We start from the raw sequence: 21,934 nt of genomic DNA, 5'->3' as shown, positions 1-21,934 counted from the left end.
ATCTCCTCGGGTCGACTTCGCTCCGCCTTCCCGGCCATCCGGCCAAGGCTCCGCTGCGTCTCATCCCAGCGACGCGATGTAGGCGTCGTGGTTGCGAACGAGCTCCGCAAGCGAGTCGCCACCGAACTTTCGCGTCGCCTCGCCCGCGATCACGAGCGCCGCCATCGCCTCGGCGACCACTCCCGACGCCGGCACGGCGGTCACGTCGGTGCGCTCCTTGAACGACACCGTCTCTTCTTTGGTGCCGACGTCCACGGTCTTCAAGACCGGCCGGTTGAGCGTGGAGAGTGGCTTCATCGCGACGCGGGCCACGAGCAGATCGCCGGTCGTCATCCCGCCCTCGGTCCCTCCGGCGCGTGTCGAGCCGCGGGAGTAGCCCGAATCTTCGTCCCACAGGATCTCGTCGTGGGCTTCGCTGCCTCGACGGCCGGCGGATTCAAAGCCGTCACCGAGCTCGACGCCCTTCATGGCCTGGATGCTCATGAGCGCCTGCGCGAGCAACCCATCGATGCGCCGATCCCAGTGCACGTGGGACCCGAGCCCGGGCGGGACACCGTACGCAAGCACTTCGACGACGCCCCCGAGCGAATCACCATCCTTCGCGGCTGCTTCGACGGCCTGGATCATCGCGGCCTCGGCGTCGGGGTCGAAGCATCGAACGGGTGAGCCGTCGACGGTGTCGAGATCGGCCGGCTTGGGTCGACGGTCGGCCGCGGCGCGAACCGGACCGAGCTGCACCACATGGCTCAGGACGTGCACACCGAGGTGCCCGAGCAATGTCTTGGCGAGCGCGGCTACAGCGACCCGCGCCGCGGTCTCACGCGCGCTGGCTCGCTCGAGCACGTCGCGGGCGTCGTCGAACCCGTACTTCTGCATGCCGACGAGATCGGCGTGGCCAGGTCGAGGGCGGGTCAACGGCTTCTCCGTCTTCCCCGGCGCCGGTGACATCTCCTCGGCCCACTTCGGCCACTCGGTGTTGCGGATGGCGATCGCAACCGGCGAGCCCAGGGTGCGCCCGTGGCGTACACCACCGAGGAACTCGACCTCGTCCTGCTCGATGCGCATCCGCGGGCCGCGCCCGAAGCCGAGTCGCCGACGGGCGAGCTCCGCGGCGACGTCTTCGATCGTGATGGGCATGCCCGATGGGAGGCCCTCGACGACCGCGACGAGGGCCGGTCCGTGCGACTCGCCCGCTGTCAGGTAACGCAGCAACCTCGACCTCGTCTGTCGGACCGGGACGACGGTGACGTCCGCGGCGGAGCAACCACTGACAAGGATACTGGCGGGGATATCGCGCGCCCGCGGACTTCAGGTGACGCGTCGACCTGCTCCTATCCCCGGTACCAATCGACGATGACGTCCCCGACGAGCACGGCAGTCATCGCGCCCGCGGCGAGGAACGGGCCGAACGGCACGTGGTCCTTGCGAGAACGCAGCTTGGTCGCGATCAGGAACATCCCGACAACCGCGCCGTACACGAACCCGAGGAACAGGCCGAGCACCGCTTCTCCAACCCCCAGCCAGCCAAGCGCGAGGCCCAGGACGAACGACAGCTTCACATCTCCGAAGCCCATCGCACGCGGTGACGCGAGATGCAGAATCATGAACGCGAACAGACCCCCGGCACTGCACGCGAGCGCTCGGAGGAACGCGTCTGCGTCTCCTTCGGCGGCAGCGGCCCCACCCAGCAACAGTAGCGTCGCGACCGCGAGCGGGAACACGATGCGATTCGGGAGGATGAAGTGCCGAAGATCGATCGCCGACAGTGCCACCAGCGCGGCCGCCAGGAGCAGGAACGCCGGAAGCTCCCACACGTCGCCCAGGCGTTGCGCGACACCGGCCCACAGTGCACCCGTCACGATCACCACCGCGAGCCCGAGCGGCTCGCGGAACGCGCCAGCAACCTCGGGGAACGGCCTGGTCAGGACCGCGTGCCGGGCGGGGACACGCTCGACGAGCACCCAGAGGAGCACACCGACAACGAGGCCGACGAGACCCGCGGACGCGGTGAGCATCGTCGTCAGCTCGTCCGTGCTGCCGCGGCGTGCATCACATCGAGGGGCGCGTCGATGCCCGTGAAGGCACGGAACGAGATCGCGGCTTGATGCACCAACATCCCGACGCCGCCGATGCACAGGAGCTCTCGGGCCCGGGCGCGAGCCAACAACGGGGTCTCGATCGGGTGGTACACGGTCTCGGCCACAACGGCGTCGCGGCGGAGCAGCTCGACATCGAATGGCGGCGCTTCTCCATCCATTCCGAGCGGTGTGGCGTTCACGATCACATCCGCGCTCGACACTTCGTCGTTGACCGCGTCGAACGAAACACCGCGACCGCCCGATGCGAGCGAAGCCGCCGCCTGCGCCGCGCCGATACGCCGCGCCGCGACGACCACCTCGGCTCCGATGTCACCGAGTGCGAGCGCGATCGCACGCGCGGCACCACCGGCTCCGAGCACGAGGCACCGCCGGCCGGACGGATCGACGCCGTGGTCGGCCACCGAGCGGACGAATCCCTCCCCGTCGGTAGAGTCCCCCATCAGACGCGAGTCGGCATTGGTGATCGCGTTCACTGCGGCGAGCCGCGTCGCCGTCTCGGAGAGCTGGTCACACGCCCCCGCAGCATCCGCCTTGTGCGGCATGGTCACCGTGAGGGCGGCGATCCCCAGCGCGCGCATCCCGTCCAGTGCGACTGCAGCGCCGCCGGCAGGCACCGGGAGCGCCACGAAGACCCAGTCGACGTCGGCCGCCGCGAACGCCGCGTTCCAGATGACTGGCGAGCGCGAGTGACCGACCGGGTCGCCGATGATCCCCGCCACCCGCGTGGCGCCCGTGAGGGCACGAGTCAAAGCAAGCCCTTGGCGCGCGCGGCCTCGACGTTGCGGTTGTGCTCCTCGAGCGTCGTCGCGAACGCGTGGCGACCCTCCTCGTCCGCGATCACGTAGAAGAGGTACGGCACGTTCGCGGGGGTCAGCGCCGCGCGCAGCGATGCTTCGGTCACGCTCGCGATCGGCGTGGGCGGCAACCCCGGGATCAGGTACGTGTTGTACGGCGAGTCGATGGTCTTGTCGGCGTCAGTCGGCAGCGGTGGGCACCCACCCTTCGCGTAACACAGGGTGGAGTCGACCTGGAGCTGCATGCCCTGAGCGAGCCGATTCCTGATGACTGCGGAGATCAGGGGCGCGTCGTCCACGACTTTGGCCTCTGTCTGGATCAGCGATGCGGTCACGATGGCCTGGTACGGCGTGAGGCCCTGCACGTTCGCGAGACCGATCTTGTCGCCGATCTCGTCGAAACGGTCCACGAGACGCTGCACGATCTGTTCGTCCGTCCAGTTCGCGCCGATGAGGTAGGTGTCGGGGAAGAGCATGCCCTCGAGCGACGTGACCTCTGCGGGCTGGTACTTCGAGCGGATGGTTCCGGAGTTCACGACCGCGAGGAACTCGGCCGGATCCCGACCCGTGAGCTCGCCCACGATCGCCGCAATCTGGTCGAGCCGGCGACCGGGCGGAAGGAACAGCTCGAGGTCGGGCTCCTCCGTCGGGAGAACGCACTTACCCTTGATCAGCTCGCCGCCGGGTGCGCCGAGGAGGCTGGTCGCACCGCGTACCCCCAAGCCCTCGTGCAGGTCGTGGCATCCAGGTTGGTACGGGCCGCCGCCGCTCATCGTCGTCCAGAGCTTGAACGCGAGCCCGGAGCCGATGACGTCCTTGCGCGCGAGGAGGTCGGCAATCTCGGACGTACCCATCCCCTCTTTGATCGTGATCGTCACACGTGGACCGTCGGACCCGGGTCGCAGCTGGTACGCGAACCATGCGATGGCGATCACGAACGGGAGGAGCATCACACCGACGACAGCCAGGACCCGGACATTTCGCCGCCGGCCGCGCTTTCGATCTGATCGGGAAGCACCGGTCCGCGTGCGCGCCGGCGCGCTCTCCTGTCGCCCGAGGGCGGGTATCTGCTCGGTCGGAGCCTCGGACGGCGGTGGTGCCGGCCTTCTCGAGTCACCGCGACGCGTGCGACTGCGCGCCGCACCGCCGGCCGGTGCCGCCGCACCGCCGCGGGTGGGCCTCGTACCGCGGGGAACACCGGCCCCCTGGCGTCGTCCGGGCCCGGTCGGGCCAGGACCACCCGGGTTCGGGTTTCTCGGGTCCGGCGGTTCCCAACCGCTCATCGGTCCCCCTCCAGCCACGACTGGAGCATGACCGCCGCGGCCGCCGCATCGATCATCTTGCGCCGGGCGCGCCGCTTGACCCCTACCGCAGCGAGGCGACGCTCGGCACCGACCGTCGTGAAGCGCTCGTCGTGGACGCTGACGGGTAGCTCCGGACCTGCACGCATCGCGAGCGCATCGACTTCGTCGCGAGCTGCGCGCGCTGCGGGTCCGTCGGTGCCATCGAGCGAGACCGGCATGCCCACAACGATCTGCTCGGCACCTTCCGCACGAGCCACAGCCACGATGGCTGCATGGTCGCGCGACGGGTCCCCCGTGCGCGTGAGGACCGACAGCGGTGTCGCCAACGTTCCGCTCCGGTCGGAGCACGCGAGTCCGATGCGAACCGCGCCGAGGTCCACGCCCAATACTCGAGCCATCGCTGGCCTACTTCGCGCCGGCCGCGCCGGTGGCGGCCTCCTTGGCGCGCCGCCCGAGCAGTGCCAGCGCCTCGTCGACCGCCCCCGCGTTCGGCCCCCCACCGGCGACGACATCGGCTTGCTTGCCTGTCCCGCCACCGAGCACCTTCGCAGCCTCGGCGGACACCGCACCGGCATTCGCGCCGCGTTCGACGAGGTCTTTGCTCACTGCGACTGCGATCGCAGCCTTCTCACCGTCCGGTGTGATCCCGACGAGTCCCACGACGCCAGAGCCCAGCGCGTCTCGCGTCGCGATCGCCAAGCCCCGGATCTCATCGTTCGTGAGCCCGTCGCGTCTGGCGACGACCACGCCATCGACGGCAGACGCGGCAAGGCTCGTCGCAACGGTCGCGGCTTGTCCGCGTCGCTGGATCTCGAGCTCACTCCGCAGATCCTTGACCTCGGCGAGCAGGCGATCCACGCGGTCGCCGACCTCGGTTGGGCCCACATTCAGCAGACTCGCGGTCTCTCGAAGCACGAGCTCCTCACGGTGGATATGCGCGAGCGCAGCATCACCCGTGACGGCCTCGATGCGGCGGAGGTTTGCCCCGATTGAACCTTCGCTCACGATCTTGATCGGTCCGATGAACCCAAGCGCATGTACATGCGTGCCACCGCACAGCTCGATGGAGTGCTCACCTGCTTCGAGCACATGTACGAGGTCGCCGTACTTGTCGCCGAAGAAGGCGATCGCCCCGAGGCTCTCGGCATGCTCCTTCGTGGTCTCGTAGTGGCGAACCGGTGCATCGGTGATGACCTGCGCGTTGGCACGTGCTTCGATGTCGTCGAGCTGCTCACGAGAGACCGCCTCGAAGTGGCTGAAGTCGAATCGCAGACGGTCCGGCGCGACCAATGATCCGGCCTGCTGCACATGGGACCCGAGAACTTCTCGCAACGCCCAATGCAACACATGCGTGGCGGTGTGGTTACGGCGGATGCGATCCCGGCGCGGGGCGTCGATCCGAGCCGTGACCTCGTCGCCTTCCGCGATCGACCCTTCTTCGAGCTCGCCTGTGTGCACGACCAGGTCCGGCAGCCCGTATTGGGTGTCGAGCACGCGAACCAACGCACCGTTCGCAGTGGTGATCGTCCCGGTGTCACCCACCTGACCACCCGACTCGGCGTAGAACGGTGTGCGGTCGAGCACGATTTCGACCTCACCAGTCGAGGCTTCGGGCACCCGCGTGCCATTCGCGACGAGGCCGCGCACCTCTGCCCCGACGGTCTCGTATTCTTGACGCCCGACGAAGTCGGTTGGTCCTGCTAGCTCTGCGAGCTCTCGGTAAGCCTCGGTCGGCGTGGTCGCCGTGCTCGCCTTCCGGGCGGCGAGCGCGCGACGACGCTGGTCCTCCATCTGCGCCTGAAACCCCTCGAGATCGACGCGACGCGATCGCTCTTCGGCGATCTCCCGAGTGAGGTCAACCGGGAAGCCGAGCGTGTCGTGCAGGAAGAAGGCGTCGTCGCCGCTCACGTCACCTTGCGTGAGGAGACCGTCGAGCATGTCGAGACCGCGCTCGAGCGTCTGACGGAACCTCTCCTCTTCGCGCGCCACGGTCTGCGACACGAGCTCGTGGTTCTTGACGATCTCGGGGTACGGGCCACCCATCGCAGCGACCGTCGCGTCGACGAGCTGTGGCGTCACGCTCTCCGACGCGCCGAGCAAGAAGGCGTGTCGTACTGCGCGTCGGATGATCCGACGCAGGACGTAACCACGCTCCTCGTTCGACGGCACAACGCCGTCGGCGACGAGGAAGGTCATGGTGCGACCGTGCTCCGCCAAGATGCGCAGCGAGACGTCGCTGTCATCGTCATCTCCGTAGGTGACGCTCGCCGCTTGCTCTGCCGCTTGGATCAGGGGGCGGAACACATCGATGTCGAAGATCGAGTCGACGCCCTGGAGGACCAGCAAGTTCCGCTCGAGACCGGCTCCGGTATCGATGCTGCGGCTCGGCAACGCGGCGAGGTGTCCGTCGGGCTGTGCGTCGTATTGCATGAACACGAGGTTCCAGATCTCGATGAAGCGGTTCGGGTCGCCGACCGCGGGCCCGCCGCCGCTCCCGAAGCCTTCACCGAGATCCCAGAAGATCTCGCTCGACGGTCCGCAGGGGCCGGTGTCGGCCATCCGCCAGAAGTTGTCCTCGTGCAGGCGCTGGATCCGCTCGGCCGGGAGCCCGATCCGGTCGCGCCAGATGTCGGCGGCCTCGTCGTCGGACTCGTGCACGGTGACCCAGAGGCGGTCCATCGGGAGCGCGAGCACGTCGCGGTACAGCTCCCACGCCCACTCGATCGCCTCGGTCTTGAAGTAGTCCCCGAAGCTGAAGTTGCCGAGCATCTCGAAGAAGGTGAAGTGGCGGTTGGTCCGACCCACCTCTTCGAGGTCGTTGTGCTTCCCACCGGCGCGCACGCACTTCTGCACCGAGGTCGTGCGCCGCTGCGGTGGCGTTTCGTCACCCACGAAGTAGGGCTTGAACGGCACCATGCCCGCGTTTGTGAAGAGCAACGAGCGGTCGTGCGGGATCAAGCTCGCCGACGGGACGATCGTGTGCTCGCGCGCCGCGAAGAACTCCAAGAACGCGGTGCGGAGCTCGTCGGCGGTGCGCGGCGGCATCCGGTCCAGGCTACTTGTCGGTGTTTTCACGGCTCGTCGTGGAGCCGGGCGCGTCGTCTCCTGGAGCACCCCCGACGACGTCGGCACCCCGTCCGGTGGGGTTCCAATAGCGTCGGTCGGCCACCTCGTCGGGGCGGTGCTGCTGCTCGACCCAACCCTCTGGCGCGTCGTGGGGGTACTGGTAGCCCTCACCGTGGCCAAGGACCGCCGCGCCCGCGTAGTGAGAGTCGCGCAAGTGCGCGGGGACGCGTCCCGCCGGCAGGTCGTGCACGTCGGCGCGGGCAGCGCCGAGCGCCATCGTCACCGAGTTCGATTTCGGTGCCCGCGCCAGGTACACGACCGCGTGCGCCAGGTTCAGCTGCGCCTCGGGAAGACCGACGAACTCGACCGCACGCGCGGCCGCGTCCGCCACGAGCAGCCCCTTCGAGTCGGCCAGGCCGACGTCCTCCGACGCCAGGATCACAAGGCGGCGCGCGATGAGCCGGGCGTCCTCCCCCGCTTCGAGCATCCGAGCGAGCCAGTACAAGCCGGCGTCGACATCTGAGCCGCGAATGCTCTTGATGAACGCTGACAGCACGTCGTAGTGCTCATCGTCGCCGTAGCGGATCGCTCGGAGTGCGAGCGCGGCTTCGGCATCGGCGAGGGACATGCGAATGCGGCCGGCCTCAAGGCTCAGCGCGGCCGCAACATCCAAGGAGGTGAGGGCGTGGCGGGCGTCCCCATCGGAGCGATCGACCAGATGATCGAGCGCAGCCTCTTCGACCACGACCTCGCCGGAGAGACCTCGAGAATCGTCGAGTGCCCGCATGAGCAACGTGCGCAGCGCTGTCCGATCGAGCGGCTCCAATCGGAACAACGTCGAGCGCGACAAGAGCGGGCCGGTCAGCGAGAAGAACGGGTTCTCGGTCGTCGCGCCGATCAGGACGAAGAGTCCCTCTTCGACGTGCGGGAGCAGAGCGTCCTGCTGCGTCCGATTGAAGCGGTGCACCTCGTCGAGGAAGAGGATCGTGCCCTGGCCCTGCTCACCGAGCCTCACCCGCGCGCGCTCGGCGACGTCGCGAACATCCTTGACCCCGGCACTCACCGCCGAGAGCGGCTCGAACGCCTTCGCGGTGTCGACGGCGACGAGGCGAGCGATCGTGGTCTTGCCAGTGCCGGGCGGCCCCCACAGGACCACCGACGAGAGGCGGTCGGCCTCGATGAGCGTTCGGAGCGGTCGTCCGGACGCGAGCAGATGCTCCTGCCCGACCACTTCGTCCAACGTCCGCGGGCGAAGCCGAGCTGCGAGCGGTGCTCGCGAACGCAGCCGCTCTTCGACCGCGGTGCTGAACAGGTCGGTCATTTCCTTCGTGGCTTCACCGTCAAACCCAGCTCGGTGAGCTGCCCAGGGTCGATGGGCGTTGGTGCGCCCGTCAGCGGATCGGCGCCCGACTGCGTCTTCGGGAAGGCGATCACCTCTCGGATGTTCTCCTCGCCGGCGAGGATCGCGACGAGGCGATCGATGCCGAAGGCAAAGCCGGCGTGCGGGGGCGCTCCGTACCGGAACGCGTCGAGCAGGAAGCCGAATCGTGCCCGCGCGTGCTCGGCGTCGATGCCGAGCACTGCGAAGACCTGCTCCTGGAGGTCGGGGCGGTGGATCCGCACACTGCCCGACCCGAGCTCCCAACCGTTGAGCACGAGGTCGTACGCGAGGGATCGCGTCTCGAGCAGCTCAGGCCCGGTCAGGTCGGTCAGCATCGACAGATCGTCGGGGTGCGGCATGGTGAACGGATGGTGCGCCGGCACCGGGCGTCCGTCTTCGATGCCTTCGAACAACGGAAAGTCGACGACCCAGACCAGGCGCAGCGGGCCCTCGTGCACCGGCGGGCGCGCGAGGTCGAGCCGGATGGTCCCGAGGACGCGCCGCACGACCGGTCGCTCGCCGGCCGCGATCAGCAGGAGGTCGCCTGGAGCTGCGCCGGTTCGGTCCACCAGGCCGATGGACTCAGCGTCGGAGAGGAACTTCGCGACGGGTGCATCGAGCGTGCCGCCGTCCTGGACGCGCATCCACACAAGACCCGCGGCGCCGAGGTCCTTGGCGCGTTCGATGAGCGCGTCGAGGCGGTTGCGGCCGAGGTCGGCGGCTCCCGGCACGCAGATCGCCTTCACCACGTCGGCCTGGAACGCGCGGAACTCGGTCGCAGCGAACACCTCGGTGACGTCGACCAGCTCGAGGCCGAAGCGGAGGTCCGGCTTGTCGGTGCCGAACCGCTCCATCGCCTCGTGCCACGTGAGCCGCTCGACCTTCGGCGCTTCGATGCCGGTCGCGGCCTCGATCCCCGTGGTCACGACCGCGCTGATCACCTCCATCACGTCATCTGCGTCGGCAAAGCTCATCTCCGCGTCGAGCTGGGTGAACTCGAACTGGCGGTCAGCGCGCGGGTCTTCATCACGGAGACAGCGCGCAACTTGGTAATAGCGATCCAGGCCGCCGACCATCAGGAGCTGCTTGAACAGTTGCGGGCTCTGGGGCAGGGCGTAGAAGGAACCAGGCGAGAGCCGGGACGGCACGACGAAGTCGCGCGCACCTTCAGGGGTGGATGCGATGAGCAAGGGGGTCTCGATCTCCACGAATCCCCGCGCATCGAGCGACTCACGCAATGCTCTGGTGAGCCTGGCGCGGAGCCGGAGGTTGCGTTGGAGCCGACTGCTCCGGAGGTCGAGGTATCGGTACCGCAGACGGAGCATCTCGTCGGCCTCCACCCGCTCGTCGATTGGGATCGGCGTCGGTTCGGACGCGTTCAACACCTCGACGTGCGTCGCGGCAACCTCGATGCCGCCCGTCGGGAGGTCAGCGTTTTCTGTGCCCTTCGGGCGATCGCGCACCGCACCCGTGACTCGCAGCACGTACTCGGATCGGATGGCGTGGGGGTCGACACCCTGAACTTCCTGCGGGTCGAGCACCACTTGCACGAGCCCTGCCGTGTCGCGCAGGTCGACAAAGACCACGCCGCCATGGTCGCGGTGACCGTCTACCCAACCGCATACCGCCACCTGCTCGCCGCGGTGCTCGGGTCTCAACTCCCCGGCGAGGTGGGTGCGCATCATCGGGTGCGTTGCTCCCGGCGCTGGAGCAGCCAGCCCGCGACCTGCTCACGCGGCACTTCGATCTGCTTCGTCTCGCCGAACTCCGCGCTGAGGTCCTTCACCGCGACGACTTCACGGGCCAGCTCGTCAGGACCGAGCATCAAGCCATAGGTCGCGCCGGACCGGTCGGCGAGCTTCCATTGAGCCTTGACCGAGCGACCGCCGTACGCGCGGTCTGCGCGCAACCCCGCTTCGCGCAGCGCGGCGACCATGAGCGTGGCGGCCGCGCCGGCACCCGGGTCGATCACGAACGCGTCCAGGACGGGGCCGGCCGCGCCGAGGGCGATTCCCTCTGCTTCGCAGACGATGAGCACTCGCTCGATCCCGATCCCGAACCCGATCCCCGGCGTGGGATCACCGCCCATCTCCTCGGCGAGCTTGTCGTAGCGGCCGCCGCCGCCGGCCGCGTCCTGCGCGGCGTCGAGCGCGTCGCTCACGAACTCGAACGTCGTGCTGGTGTAGTAGTCGAAGCCGCGCACGAGTCGCGGCGAGATCTCGTGGGCAATCCCGAGTGTCTCGAGACCCTCTTGGACCCGTTCGAAGTGGGCGCGTGCCGCATCGCCGAGGTGCTCGGTGAGCTGCGGCGCTCGCTCGATGACGTCCTGCCACGGCTCCTGCTTGGCGTCGAGGAGCCGCAGCGGGTGCTCCGCGGCGCGGGTCCGGAACTCGTCACCCAGACCCTCGGCGTGGGCCAAGAGGTACTCGCGCAAGACGTCGGTGTATTCGGCGCGGTCCTCAGGCGCGCCCATGGAGTTGACCAAGAGGCGCACCTTCCGCAGGCCGAGGTCCGTGTAGAAGCCGTGCGCGAACGCGATGACTTCGACGTCGACATCAGGATCGTCCAGTCCGAGGACTTCGGCGCCCAGCTGCCAGTGCTGCCGGTAGCGCCCCTTCTGGGGTCGCTCGTATCGGAAGTTGGGTGCGAGGTACCACGTCTTCCACGGTGGCGTCGGGTGGTGCTGCACGAAGGCGCGCACGACGGACGCGGTTCCCTCCGGGCGCAGCGCCAGCCGCCGGCCCCCCCGATCCTCGAACTCGTACATCTCCTTGCGGACGACGTCGGTCGAGGCGCCGACGCGCTCGAAGACCTCCGCGTGCTCGAAGATCGGGTTGATGACCAGCCCGTAACCGAAGCGGGCGGCCCGATCGGCGAAGCGTCGGACCACCTCGATCCACCGCGCTGACTCAGGAGGGAGCACATCGTGGGTGCCAGCCGGCGCGCGGTAGGGAGAAGCTTCTGACGCGGCCATCGCCGCATCGTACGACCCGGTACCCCCGGATCGGTGGGAGATCAGGTGCGGCTCGCGGCGGCGGCGCCGGGGAGCACGCGATAGGCGTCGAACACCGAGTCGACACGCTGCACTGCCTTGAGCAGCGACTCGAGATGACTGGGATCGGCCAGCTCGAAATCGAACCGGAACCGGGCGACCCGATCGCTGCTCGTCTGCGACGCGCTGCCGAGGATGTTCACGTGGTGCTCGGCAAGCACTTGCGCGACATCCCGCAGCAACGACGATCGGTCCAATGCCTCGATCTCGACCGAGACCACGAACGTCGCGGTCTCGTCATGGTCCCATTCGACTTCGATGAGTCGCTGGGACTGCGTCGAGAGCGACACGGCGTTCGCGCAGTCCGTTCGGTGCACGGACACACCTCGGCCCCTCGTGACGAAGCCCATGATCTCGTCACCCGGAACCGGCGTGCAGCAGCGCGACAACCGCACCATGACGTCATCCAGACCTTCGACGTGCACGCCCACCGCCCGGCGGCCGCGCGCCGTGGTGGGCGGCCGACGGGTCGTGACGGGCAGCTGCTCCTCGCCACCGCGCAGCTCGCGCTGGACGCGCTGAGCGACGGTTCGGGCCGAGACATGGCCCTCGCCGATCGCGGCATGGAGCGCTTCGAGATCCGCGTAGTGCATCGCTTCGGCCACGCCCAGGAGCGCAGCTGAGCGTGTGAGCTTCTGCACCGGAAGACCCTCGCGTCGGAGCGCCTTCACGAGATCCTCACGGCCCGAGTCGATGGCGTCGACTCGGCGCTCGCGCGAGAACCACTGCCGGATCTTCGAGCGCGCGCGGGGCGTCTTCGCGAACTGGAGCCAGTCTCGGCTCGGGCCCGCGCCTTCGACCTTGCTCGTGAAGATCTCGACCGCGTCACCCGATTCGAGCGCGCTGTCCAAGGGGACCAGGCGACCGTTGACGCGCGCTCCGATGCAGCGGTGACCGACCTCGGTGTGGATCGCGTAGGCAAAGTCAACGGGTGTCGCACCGGCTGCCAGCGTGATGACCTCGCCCTTGGGTGTGAAGACGAACACCTCGTCCTGCTCGAGATCGACCTTCAGGGTGTGCATGAACTCGGTCGGGTCGTCGGTGTCCTGTTGCCAGGCGACCATCCGTTGCAACCACGCGAGGTCCTCGGCCTGCGAGCGCTCCTTGTAGCCCCAGTGCGCGGCGATCCCGTGCTCAGCGCGTCGGTTCATCTCGTGGGTGCGGATCTGCACCTCGACCGGCTTGCCCTGCGCACCCACGACGGTCGTGTGCAGCGATTGGTAGAGGTTGAACTTCGGCATCGCGATGTAGTCCTTGAACCGCCCCTGCACCGGCGCCCACAGCGCGTGGATTGAGCCGAGCGCGCCGTAGCAATCCTTCACCGAGCCAACCACGACCCGGACGCCGACGAGATCCTGCACCTCGTCGAACGCCTTCCCCTTCACGATCATCTTCTCGTAGATCGACCAGTAGTGCTTCGGGCGCCCCTGCACCTGCGCGTCGATGTGCAAGTCAGCGAGCCGATCCTTGATCTGTGAGACGACCGCGCGGAGCTCCTCGTCCCGCTCGGGAGCCCGGCTGGCGACCATCTGCTCGATCTCCGCGTACCGCTTCGGGTGCAAGACCGCGAACGCGAGGTCTTCGAGCTGCCACTTCACGTCGGCGATGCCCAGCCGGTGCGCGAGCGGCGCGTACACATCCAGCGTCTCTTGGGCGATCCGGCGCTGCTTAACCTCGGGGAGTGACGCGATCGTGCGCATGTTGTGGAGTCGGTCGGCGAGCTTGATCAGGAGCACGCGGATGTCGCTCGCCATCGCGACGAGCATCTTCCGCAGCGTTGCTGCCTGCTGCGCCTCCTTCGAGTCGAAGTGCAGGCGGTCGAGCTTGGTGACGCCGTCGACGATCGCTGCGATCTCGGGGCCGAACCGGTCCTCGAGGTCCGCCAGCGTGATCACCGTGTCCTCGATCGCGTCGTGGAGCAGGGCCCCGGCGATCGTCACGTCGTCGAGGCCGAGCTCGGCGAGGATCATCGCCACCCCGAGCGGGTGCGCGATGTACGGCTCGCCGGAGCGCCGAACCTGTTCGGCATGCGCCACCCGGGCGACGTCGAAGGCTTCTTCGATGCGCGTGGTGTCGGCACGCCGGTGCCGCTTGTGGAAGGCATCCAGCAGCGGCGCGAGCTCGACATCGACGTGATGCCGGCGCCACGGCAGCGTGAGGCCCGACCGGCGGTCGGGGCGGGCGTCGAGTGTGCTCATCGGATCGCCTTCACCATTGCGGGTCGACGCTGCTTCGTCGCCTCAATGGTAGAGGCCGTGCTCGTGGGTCAGCGTCGTCGCTTCCGGCGTTGCTGGCGTGGCCGTGGGGCGACGGCGCCCGGCGGTCGCGGCGCGGCGGGGGCATCGGAGACGCGTGAAGGATCGGACGTCGGCGGGGCGGCCGTCGTCGCGGGACCGACGTCGCCGCGTGCGAGCTGGGCGGCGGAGCGCTCTCGCAGCGCCCGGTAGCGCGGCTCACGCTCCTTCATCCAGGCCAAGATCGGCGTGGCCACGAAGATCGACGAATACGCGCCGGCGAGCAAGCCGACGAAGAGCGCGAGCGCGAAGTCTCGGAGAGACACCGCCCCGAGGACCCCGCTCCCCACGACGAGCAGCGACGCGACCGGGAGCAAGGCCACAAAGGACGTGTTGAGCGACCGCATCAACACCGCGTTCATCGACCGGTTGACCATGCTGGAGTAGGAATCACCACGATCTGCACCGACACTCGGCGTGTTCTCGCTGATCTTGTCGAACACCACCACGGTGTCGTAGAGCGAGAAGCCCAAGATCGTGAGAAATGCGATCACCGTCGCGGGCGTGACCTCGAAGCCGCTCACGGCATACACGCCGACGGTGATGGCGATGTCGTGCACCACTGCCATGATCGCGGCCACGGCCATCTTCCATTCGAACCGGAACGTGAGATAGCTCGCTATGAGCACGAAGAAGACCACCAGCGCGAGCAGTGCCTTGGAGCTCACGCGATCGCCCCAGCTCGCGCTCACTTCCGCGCGCCGGGTGATGTCGCCGAACTGCTCCAGGGACGCCGTGAGGTCGGCCTCCTTCGCCGTCGACAGGTCGGACACCTGGACGACGACCGAACGCTCACCGTTCGCCTGATTCTCCTGCAAGAGCACCTTGGCGTCGGCCAGACCCAACGGTCGCAGCTCGTCGCGCACATCGCTGATGGTGGGCGCCGCACCCGTGACCTTGACGGTGAGAGACGTTCCCCCGGTGAAGTCGATCCCGAGGTTCAAGCCCGAAAGAACCAGCGTCGCAAGCGACACGGCGACGGCAGCTCCCGAGATCAGCGCCCACAGCCACGTCCGTCCGATGAAGTCGAAGCGCGTGTTCTCGTGGTACACGTCACGCAGCGTGCTGAGCAGACCGCGGCGCCGATCGACAGTTGCTGAAGCTGTCATGCCGTGGCCTCGGGAGTGTCGAGGCCCGACGCGATCCCCACCTTGCGCATGCGCACCAGCGACGGACGCCGCGCCATCAACGACACGAGGGGATGCATGAAGAAGTAGGCCACGGCGAGGTCGAGCAGCGTCGACATTCCGAGGAAGAAGGCGAAGCCCTTCACCGAGCCGATCGCGATGAAGTAGAGCGCGCTCGCGCCGATGAGCGACACGAGGTCGGCCGCGAGGATGGTCCGGAACGAGCGCGCGAACCCACGGTCGACCGACGAACGTACGGTCTTACCTGTTCGTACCTCGTCTTTCAGGCGCTCGAAGTACACGACGTAGGAGTCCACTGTGATGCCGATCGAGACGATGAGGCCGGTGACGCCGGCCAAGGTCAACGCGAGACCGATCGTCTGCCCGAGGAAGGTGATGAGCGCGTAGACGAAGGCCCCGCTCAGGAGCAGCCCGGCGAGGACCACGGCGCCGAGGAGTCGGTAGTACACGAGCATGTAGAGAGCGACGAGTACGAGGCCGATCGCACCAGCGGCGATCCCCGCGTCGAGCTGGTCGCGGCCGAGCGTCGGTGACACGTCGTTGGTTGCGAGTTTCTCGAGGCGAACCGGAAGCGCGCCGTAGTTGATGAGCTTCGCGAGCCGCTCGGATTCCTCCTGGGTGAAGTCGCCGCTGATCTCAGCCGTCCCACCGAAGGAGCTGAACGCGGTTTGGTCTGGTTGGATGGCCGGCGCGGAGCGCACGACGCTGTCGAGCGCGATCGCGACGCGCTGTTGGAAGTACTTCGCCCCGAGCTGATCCCAGGCGGTTGATCCCTCACCGGTCAGCTTCATCGACACCGCGTAGCCCTGTCCCGGAGCAAAACTGGACTTCGCGGAATCGACGACTTCGCCGGTGAGCTCCGTCGGCCCGAGGTACAGCCGCAGCGGCTCGCCGTCCTGGCGGAGCACAAGGCACGACGTGCGCTTGTCGTCGGCGCGCTTCGTCGTCGGGATCGTCGCTCCGGCCTGGAGGAGCGCCTGCACGGTGTCGGTGTCGCAGGAGGTGATGGCCGCCTTCACCGCCTCGTCCGACGGTGAGACCGTCGTGGTGGTCGTCATGGGAGCCGCGGTCCCGGTGGCTCCGGTTGTGGTGCTGCTGGGCGACGGGCTCTTCCCCGCCGGCGGAAGCTCGAACAACACCGGGCGGAAACGCAGCTCACCCGTCCGGCCGACGATCTTCGCGGCTTCGGCACGGTTCTTCACGCCCGGGAGGTCGACCGAGATCGTTCGGCCCTGCCGGCTGATCTCGGGCTCGGCGACGCCCAGGCCGTTGACGCGCTCCTCGATGATGTCTCGCGCCACGTCGAGCGCGCCCGGCTTGGCCTTCCCCACCGCCTCGTAGACGATGGAGATCCCACCCTGGAGATCGAGTCCGAGGACGGGCTCGTCGCCCGACGCGAGCACCCCGCCGAGGCTGGCGACGACCACGAGGATCGACATCACCAGGTAGGTCCGCAGCCGCTTGACGGTCACGGGTCAGGCAACCTCGTCGTCTGTCGTGGTGGGCAGCTCCACGGCGCGCGCGATCGCGCCCCGAGCCATCCGCACAACGACACCGTCGGCCACCTCGAGCTCGATCGTCTCGTCCCGCAACGCACGGATCGTGCCGTACAAGCCGCCCGCGGTGATCACCTCGTCGCCGACCTGGAGCCTGCTGACCAACGCCCGGTGCGCCGCGATCTGGCGTCGCTGTGGACGCACGACGAGGAAGAAGAACACCGCCGCCAGCAGCACGAACCAAGCAATCGCGAATTCCATCGGTCTCCCCGAAGAGTCAGGGGATCGTAGCGGAGGCCTCTCTCGACGCTCGGTCGACCCTCAATCCTCGTCGAAGAGGCTCGCGGCGACGGCTGGCGTCGCGAGTCCGAGGTGCGCGTACGCACCGGGCGTCGCAACGCGACCTCGTGGTGTGCGTCGTATCAAGCCTTGCTTCAGCAGGAACGGCTCGTACACGTCTTCCACCGTCTCCGGCTCCTCCGCGACCGCGACCGCGAGCGTGCCGAGCCCTACCGGCTGCCCGACGAACGTGACGCAGAGCGCATGAAGGATCGCGCGGTCGACCTTGTCGAGGCCGAGGTCGTCCACCTCGAAGAGCACGAGGGCGGCACGCGCCGTCTCCACACTGATGCGTCCGTCACTGCGCACCTCCGCGTAGTCGCGCACGCGCTTGAGGAGCCGATTCGCGATGCGCGGCGTGCCCCGGGCGCGGCGACCGATCTCTGCGGCGCCGTCGGCCACCAGCGGGACGCCAAGGATGCGCGCCGAGCGCTCGAGGATCGCGAACAGATCCTCGGGCTCGTAGTAGTCGAGTCGGGCGAGGAAGCCGAACCGATCCCGAAGCGGGCCGGTGATCATGCCGCTGCGCGTCGTCGCACCCACCAACGTGAAGCGCGGGAGGTCAAGTCGGATCGAGCGGGCCGACGGCCCCTTGCCGATCACGATGTCGAGCTGGAAGTCCTCCATCGCGGGGTACAGCACCTCTTCGACCGTGCGCGGGAGACGGTGGATCTCGTCGATGAACAGCACGTCACCGTCATCGAGGTTGGTGAGGATGGCCGCGAGGTCGCCCGCGCGCTCGAGGGCCGGTCCGCTCGTGATGCGCAGCCCGACGTCCAGCTCCGCCGCCACGATGCATGCGAGCGTCGTCTTGCCCAGACCCGGGGCACCCGCGAACAGCAGGTGGTCGACGGCCTGTCCGCGCTGGGCCGCCGCTCCCAGCATGATCTCGAGGTGCTCCTTGAGGCGCGTCTGACCGACGAACTCCGACAGCCGACGCGGTCGCAGCGTGGATTCCTCCGCCTGCTCCGCGGGGTCGGCGGCGGCGGAGAGCAGCTCGTCTCTCATGCGCTCAGGCGCGTGCGCCGGCCAGCTGCCGCAGCGCGTCACGCAGCAGATCTTCGACGGCCCCTTCTTCGGGAAGCCGGGCCAGCACCTCACGCACCTCGTCGGGTCCGTAGCCGAGGCCCGTGAGCGCGTCGCGCACCTCGCTCCTCGCCGATGCGTTCATCCCGTCGGTGGTGACGTCGACCATCGACGGGACCTCGAGACGAGCGTGCAGATCGACGAAGAGACGCTGCGCGGTGCGCTTGCCGACGCCGGGAACCAGCGTGAGCGCGTCGAGATCGTCATCGAGCAGCGCACGGCGGAGCGATGCCGGCGAGTGCGCTGACAGGATCGCCAATGCGAGCTTGGGACCGACACCTGGGGCGCCGATAAGGACCTCGAAGGTGTCGCGCTCCTCGCGGGTGGGGAACCCGAAGAGCACCATCGCGTCGTCCCGCACGTGGAGGTGGGTGAAGAGGAACGCGGCACTTCCTGGGCCGAGGGCTTCGAGCGAACCGAGCGGTACCAGCACGCGGTACCCCACGCCACCGACGTCCAGGATCACCTCCCCCGTCACGTCGCGCTCCAGCACGTCGCCGCGCAACGACCCGATCACTTCGCCCCCTCACGCGCAAGCGCGGCCGCAACTGCTCGTTCGAGGCCGCGCCCGGGCGGCTCAGCCGCGGCGGCGGTTCGTGTGCTCGCCGACGAGCCGTGGCACAGCGCGAGTGCGAGCGCGTCCGCAGCGTCGGGCGGAGGTGCGGAGTCGAGACCGAGGAGGCGCTGCACCATGACCTGCACCTGCGCCTTGTCGGCCGCGCCGTAGCCGGTCACGGCGAGCTTGACCTCGTTCGGGCTGTAGTGCGTGACGGGGACGCTTGCTCGCGACGCGACTGCCAACGCGAGCCCGCTCGCCTGTCCGACCGAGATCGCCGTGCGGACGTTCGCCTGAAAGAGCACTCGCTCCACCGCCATCGCACTCGGGCCGATGTCGGCCACGAGCTGCGCGAGATCGGCCTCGAGCATCGCCAGCCGATCCGGGAGTGGCAGCGTCTTGGGCGTCTCGAACACACCGAGGGCCACCATGGCGAGCTCGCCGCCGCCAGGGCGAACGGCCCCATACCCGCAGCGCGAGAGACCCGGGTCGATCCCGAGCACCGGCCCGGCCTGATCGAACATGGGTTCGATCCTACGAGCCGAGACCCCTCGGTTGGTGGATGGCGGAGGGCGGCGTGACGGCTGCCGCCAGCGGAGGCGCCGCCCGCGGCGTCCGACCAGTGGAGGCGTCAGCGAGAGACGAGCCAGATGACCACGCCGATCACCACAGCACCCGCCACCAGCGCGGGCACCACGCGCTTCGCCACCGCTCCCCCAGCGACCTTCATCAGGTCCACCGCCTCCGCCTCAGGAGCATCGATCTTCCGCACCTCACTCGACGAGCCAGCTGGGGATGCCTGCTCGACCGAACTCACGTCTGGAGGGGTCTCCGGGTTCGCCGACGACGCATTTGCCTCCTGGGCACGAGGAGGAGGTGATCCCGGAGACCCCTCCCCACTGAGAACAGTCGACTCGAGGCACTCGACGAACTGCGCGAGGAGCTTCGAGCTGACGTCGGCCATCACGCCGCGGCCGAACTGGGCGACCTTGCCGGTCACGTTGAGATCAGTGTCGATCGATACGCGGGTGCCGTCACCGTCGGGCTCGAGTGCCGCGGTGACGGTGGCCGACGCGTTTCCTTGCCCGCGCGTGTCACGGCCATCGGCCTTGATCACGATGCGACGCGCGGCTTCGTCGGCTTCGACGATGCGGGCGACGCCCTTGTACTGCGCGGTGATCGGACCGACTTTCACCTTCACGGTGCCCCGGTACTCGTCGCCCTCGACCTCTTGGAGCTGGGCGCCGGGCATGCACGGCGCGATGCCCTCGACATCGAGGAGCACTCGCCACGCGTGGTCGACGGGCACCGCCACCCGGAACTGGTCCTGGATCTTCATGGTCGACTCCGCTGCGCCCTCCCGGCCATCCGGCCAGGGCTCCGCTTCGTCTCCGTGATCTTCATGGTCGACCCATCTCCTCTTCCAACGCGCGCAGGTCTTCGAGCGTATCGACATCCCGTGGGCTGCCCGTGTCCGTGCAGTCGATTTCCACGACTTCGTGCTCCCCCATCAGCGCCCGTGCGCCCACGTCACCCGTGAGCCGCCGCGCCGCCGCCCAGACGTTCCGCCCGAGCAGCACGGGGTTGCCCCGCTCTCCCGCGTACGTAGCCACCGCGAAGTCGGCGCCATCCGCATGGGCGTGGGCGAGCCGTCGAAATGCCTCGGCTCCCACGCGTGGTTGGTCGGCGAGCCCGATGCATGTTGCAGTCACCTCGCCCTGCCCCTCAAGCGCGTCGACTGCCGCGTGCAGCGAATGGGAGATGCCAAGTTCCGAAAGCGCGGCCGTCACCACTTGGACTCCGCGCGGCGCTGCTTCCGCGATCTCCGGGGCGTGGGAGCCGACCACGAGCAGTGTGGGCATCAATCCGCTCGCGATGGCTGCGTCCAGCGCCCACGCGACGAGTGGGCGACCGTTGAGCAGCGCCAACGGCTTCGCAACGTCACCCGCGAAGCGGGAGCCGAGGCCCGCGGCGAGCACCGCCGCGGCAATGCTCACGCGCCGGCGGCTTCCAACGCTCGACGTACGAGCACGCGGGCCAGATGCTCGCGGTACTCCGGTCCGCCATTGAGATCGGTCGGCGGCTCGGTGCCCTCTGCGGCTCGTTCGGACGCGTCAGCGACCGAGGATCCCGCCGCCAATGCCTCCTCGACGCCCCGTGCGCGCACCGGCGTCGTCCCCATGTTCACGAGCGCGACGCGGGTCGTGCCGTTGCGCACGACGACTGCGCCAACGATGGCCCAATCCTGCGCTCGTCGGTTGAACTTCTGGTACGAGAACCCCTCCGCGCCTGTCTTGGGCACCCTGATCTCGACCAAAAGCTCCGTTGGCGCGAGCGCGGTCTCGAGGAACCCGTGGAAGAACTCCGGCGCTGCGACCGTCCGATCGCCGTCGAGGCCGCGGATCACGAGCGTGGCGTCCAGGGCCACCAACACGGCAGGAAGGTCGGACGCCGGATCGCCGTGCGCGGTCGAACCTCCGATGGTCCCGCGATGACGCACCTGGTTGTCGCCGACCTCGGCCGCGACGGCGCGAAGGACTCCACACTCCTTGGCCAAGAGGTCGCTGGTCTCGAGCTCCCGGTGGCGCGTGAGCGCGCCGATCGCGACGTGGTCTCCACCGTCGTTCACGTAGGCGAGATCCCGCACGCGCCCCGCGTCGACGAGGACGCTCGGAGTCGCCAACCGCAGCTTCATCAGCGGGAGGAGGGACATCCCGCCCGCGAGGATCTTGGCGTCATCACCGTGCTCGGCCAGCGCGGCCAGCACCTCGCCGGCCGAGCCGGCGCGCACGTAGTCGAACGCGGCGGGGATCACTTCGAGCCCGCAGCTGCGAGCACGGCTTGCACGATGTTGTGGTAGCCGGTGCAACGGCAGAGGTTGCCTTCGAGCCCGAGCCGAACGTCGGCTTCTGTCGGCTCGGGGTTCTCGTCGAGGAACGACACCGCCGCGAGAACCATGCCGGCAGTGCAGTACCCGCACTGGAGGCCGTGATGTTCGGCGAACGCCCGCTGCACCGGGTGCTGCTCACCGTCGTGCGCCAGTCCCTCGATCGTCGTGATCGAAGCGCCGTCGGCCTGCGCGGCGAGCATCGTGCACGACTTCACGGACTCGCCGTCGACAAGCACGGTGCACGCACCGCACGAAGACGTGTCACACCCGACCTTGGTGCCCGTGAGGCCGCATGACTCACGCAGGTATTGCACGAGCAGCGTGCGCGGCTCGACATCGTGACGTTGCGCACCTCCGTTCACGGTGATCGAGATGTCCACGCGCTCCCTCCGGGTTGCGAGTCGTCGAAATCTAACTGCTGTGCGAAGA

At 68.4% G+C, this 21,934-nt stretch carries 20 protein-coding genes; all 20 read right to left on the bottom strand.

Annotated features, from left to right (window positions below; all coding sequences use genetic code 11):
- Positions 1–60 precede the first annotated feature (60 nt).
- Positions 61–1,212, bottom strand: a complete 1,152-nt coding sequence (aroC, locus tag WEE69_09575) for a chorismate synthase (protein MEX1145543.1) — start codon at positions 1,210–1,212, stop codon at positions 61–63.
- A 119-nt stretch (positions 1,213–1,331) separates the two neighbouring features.
- On the bottom strand, positions 1,332–2,015 hold the full coding sequence (locus WEE69_09570) for an A24 family peptidase (protein ID MEX1145542.1): 684 nt from the start codon (positions 2,013–2,015) through the stop codon (positions 1,332–1,334).
- 5 nt (positions 2,016–2,020) lie between these two features.
- Positions 2,021–2,848 carry a shikimate dehydrogenase gene (aroE, locus tag WEE69_09565; protein MEX1145541.1) on the bottom strand — a complete coding sequence of 276 codons (828 nt, stop codon included), beginning with the start codon at positions 2,846–2,848 and terminating at the stop codon, positions 2,021–2,023.
- Positions 2,845–3,843, bottom strand: a complete 999-nt coding sequence (gene mltG / locus WEE69_09560; protein MEX1145540.1) for an endolytic transglycosylase MltG — start codon at positions 3,841–3,843, stop codon at positions 2,845–2,847. The genes aroE and mltG overlap by 4 nt, the downstream gene beginning before the upstream one ends.
- A 329-nt stretch (positions 3,844–4,172) precedes the next feature.
- Complete coding sequence (gene ruvX / locus WEE69_09555) at positions 4,173–4,595, bottom strand: Holliday junction resolvase RuvX (protein ID MEX1145539.1); 423 nt, start codon at positions 4,593–4,595, stop codon at positions 4,173–4,175.
- A 7-nt stretch (positions 4,596–4,602) separates the two neighbouring features.
- Positions 4,603–7,242 carry an alanine--tRNA ligase gene (gene alaS / locus WEE69_09550; protein MEX1145538.1) on the bottom strand — a complete coding sequence of 880 codons (2,640 nt, stop codon included), beginning with the start codon at positions 7,240–7,242 and terminating at the stop codon, positions 4,603–4,605.
- 10 nt (positions 7,243–7,252) lie between these two features.
- On the bottom strand, positions 7,253–8,584 hold the full coding sequence (locus WEE69_09545) for a replication-associated recombination protein A (GenBank protein MEX1145537.1): 1,332 nt from the start codon (positions 8,582–8,584) through the stop codon (positions 7,253–7,255).
- Positions 8,581–10,326: an aspartate--tRNA ligase gene (gene aspS / locus WEE69_09540; protein MEX1145536.1), complete on the bottom strand. Its 1,746-nt coding sequence runs from the start codon at positions 10,324–10,326 to the stop codon at positions 8,581–8,583. Before aspS ends, WEE69_09545 begins: the two co-directional genes overlap by 4 nt.
- Complete coding sequence (hisS, locus tag WEE69_09535; protein MEX1145535.1) at positions 10,326–11,618, bottom strand: histidine--tRNA ligase; 1,293 nt, start codon at positions 11,616–11,618, stop codon at positions 10,326–10,328. The genes aspS and hisS overlap by 1 nt, the downstream gene beginning before the upstream one ends.
- A gap of 41 nt (positions 11,619–11,659) precedes the next feature.
- Positions 11,660–13,894, bottom strand: coding sequence for a bifunctional (p)ppGpp synthetase/guanosine-3',5'-bis(diphosphate) 3'-pyrophosphohydrolase (locus WEE69_09530; protein ID MEX1145534.1), 2,235 nt, complete (start codon positions 13,892–13,894; stop codon positions 11,660–11,662).
- Positions 13,895–13,962: 68 nt separating this feature from the next.
- Complete coding sequence (secF, locus tag WEE69_09525; GenBank protein ID MEX1145533.1) at positions 13,963–15,099, bottom strand: protein translocase subunit SecF; 1,137 nt, start codon at positions 15,097–15,099, stop codon at positions 13,963–13,965.
- The gene (secD, locus tag WEE69_09520; GenBank protein ID MEX1145532.1) at positions 15,096–16,610 is read right to left on the bottom strand and encodes a protein translocase subunit SecD; all 1,515 of its coding nucleotides are present in this window, start codon (positions 16,608–16,610) and stop codon (positions 15,096–15,098) included. The genes secF and secD overlap by 4 nt, the downstream gene beginning before the upstream one ends.
- 3 nt (positions 16,611–16,613) lie before the next feature.
- The gene (yajC, locus tag WEE69_09515; GenBank protein ID MEX1145531.1) at positions 16,614–16,895 is read right to left on the bottom strand and encodes a preprotein translocase subunit YajC; all 282 of its coding nucleotides are present in this window, start codon (positions 16,893–16,895) and stop codon (positions 16,614–16,616) included.
- Positions 16,896–16,955: 60 nt separating this feature from the next.
- Positions 16,956–17,981, bottom strand: a complete 1,026-nt coding sequence (gene ruvB / locus WEE69_09510) for a Holliday junction branch migration DNA helicase RuvB (protein MEX1145530.1) — start codon at positions 17,979–17,981, stop codon at positions 16,956–16,958.
- A gap of 4 nt (positions 17,982–17,985) precedes the next feature.
- Positions 17,986–18,576, bottom strand: a complete 591-nt coding sequence (ruvA, locus tag WEE69_09505; protein MEX1145529.1) for a Holliday junction branch migration protein RuvA — start codon at positions 18,574–18,576, stop codon at positions 17,986–17,988.
- Positions 18,573–19,139, bottom strand: a complete 567-nt coding sequence (gene ruvC, locus WEE69_09500; protein MEX1145528.1) for a crossover junction endodeoxyribonuclease RuvC — start codon at positions 19,137–19,139, stop codon at positions 18,573–18,575. The genes ruvA and ruvC overlap by 4 nt, the downstream gene beginning before the upstream one ends.
- Before the next feature lie 107 nt (positions 19,140–19,246).
- Positions 19,247–19,954: an SRPBCC family protein gene (locus tag WEE69_09495; GenBank protein ID MEX1145527.1), complete on the bottom strand. Its 708-nt coding sequence runs from the start codon at positions 19,952–19,954 to the stop codon at positions 19,247–19,249.
- Positions 19,955–20,015: 61 nt separating this feature from the next.
- Positions 20,016–20,612: a nucleotidyltransferase family protein gene (locus WEE69_09490; GenBank protein MEX1145526.1), complete on the bottom strand. Its 597-nt coding sequence runs from the start codon at positions 20,610–20,612 to the stop codon at positions 20,016–20,018.
- Complete coding sequence (locus WEE69_09485; protein MEX1145525.1) at positions 20,609–21,430, bottom strand: xanthine dehydrogenase family protein subunit M; 822 nt, start codon at positions 21,428–21,430, stop codon at positions 20,609–20,611. The genes WEE69_09490 and WEE69_09485 overlap by 4 nt, the downstream gene beginning before the upstream one ends.
- Positions 21,427–21,885 (bottom strand): (2Fe-2S)-binding protein, encoded by a 459-nt coding sequence (locus WEE69_09480; protein ID MEX1145524.1) that lies wholly within the window; start codon positions 21,883–21,885, stop codon positions 21,427–21,429. The genes WEE69_09485 and WEE69_09480 overlap by 4 nt, the downstream gene beginning before the upstream one ends.
- Positions 21,886–21,934 lie beyond the last annotated feature (49 nt).

This window comes from Acidimicrobiia bacterium, assembly GCA_040881685.1.
Lineage (GTDB): Bacteria > Actinomycetota > Acidimicrobiia > IMCC26256 > PALSA-555 > SHVJ01.
This window is presented reverse-complemented; position numbering and strand designations above follow the sequence as displayed.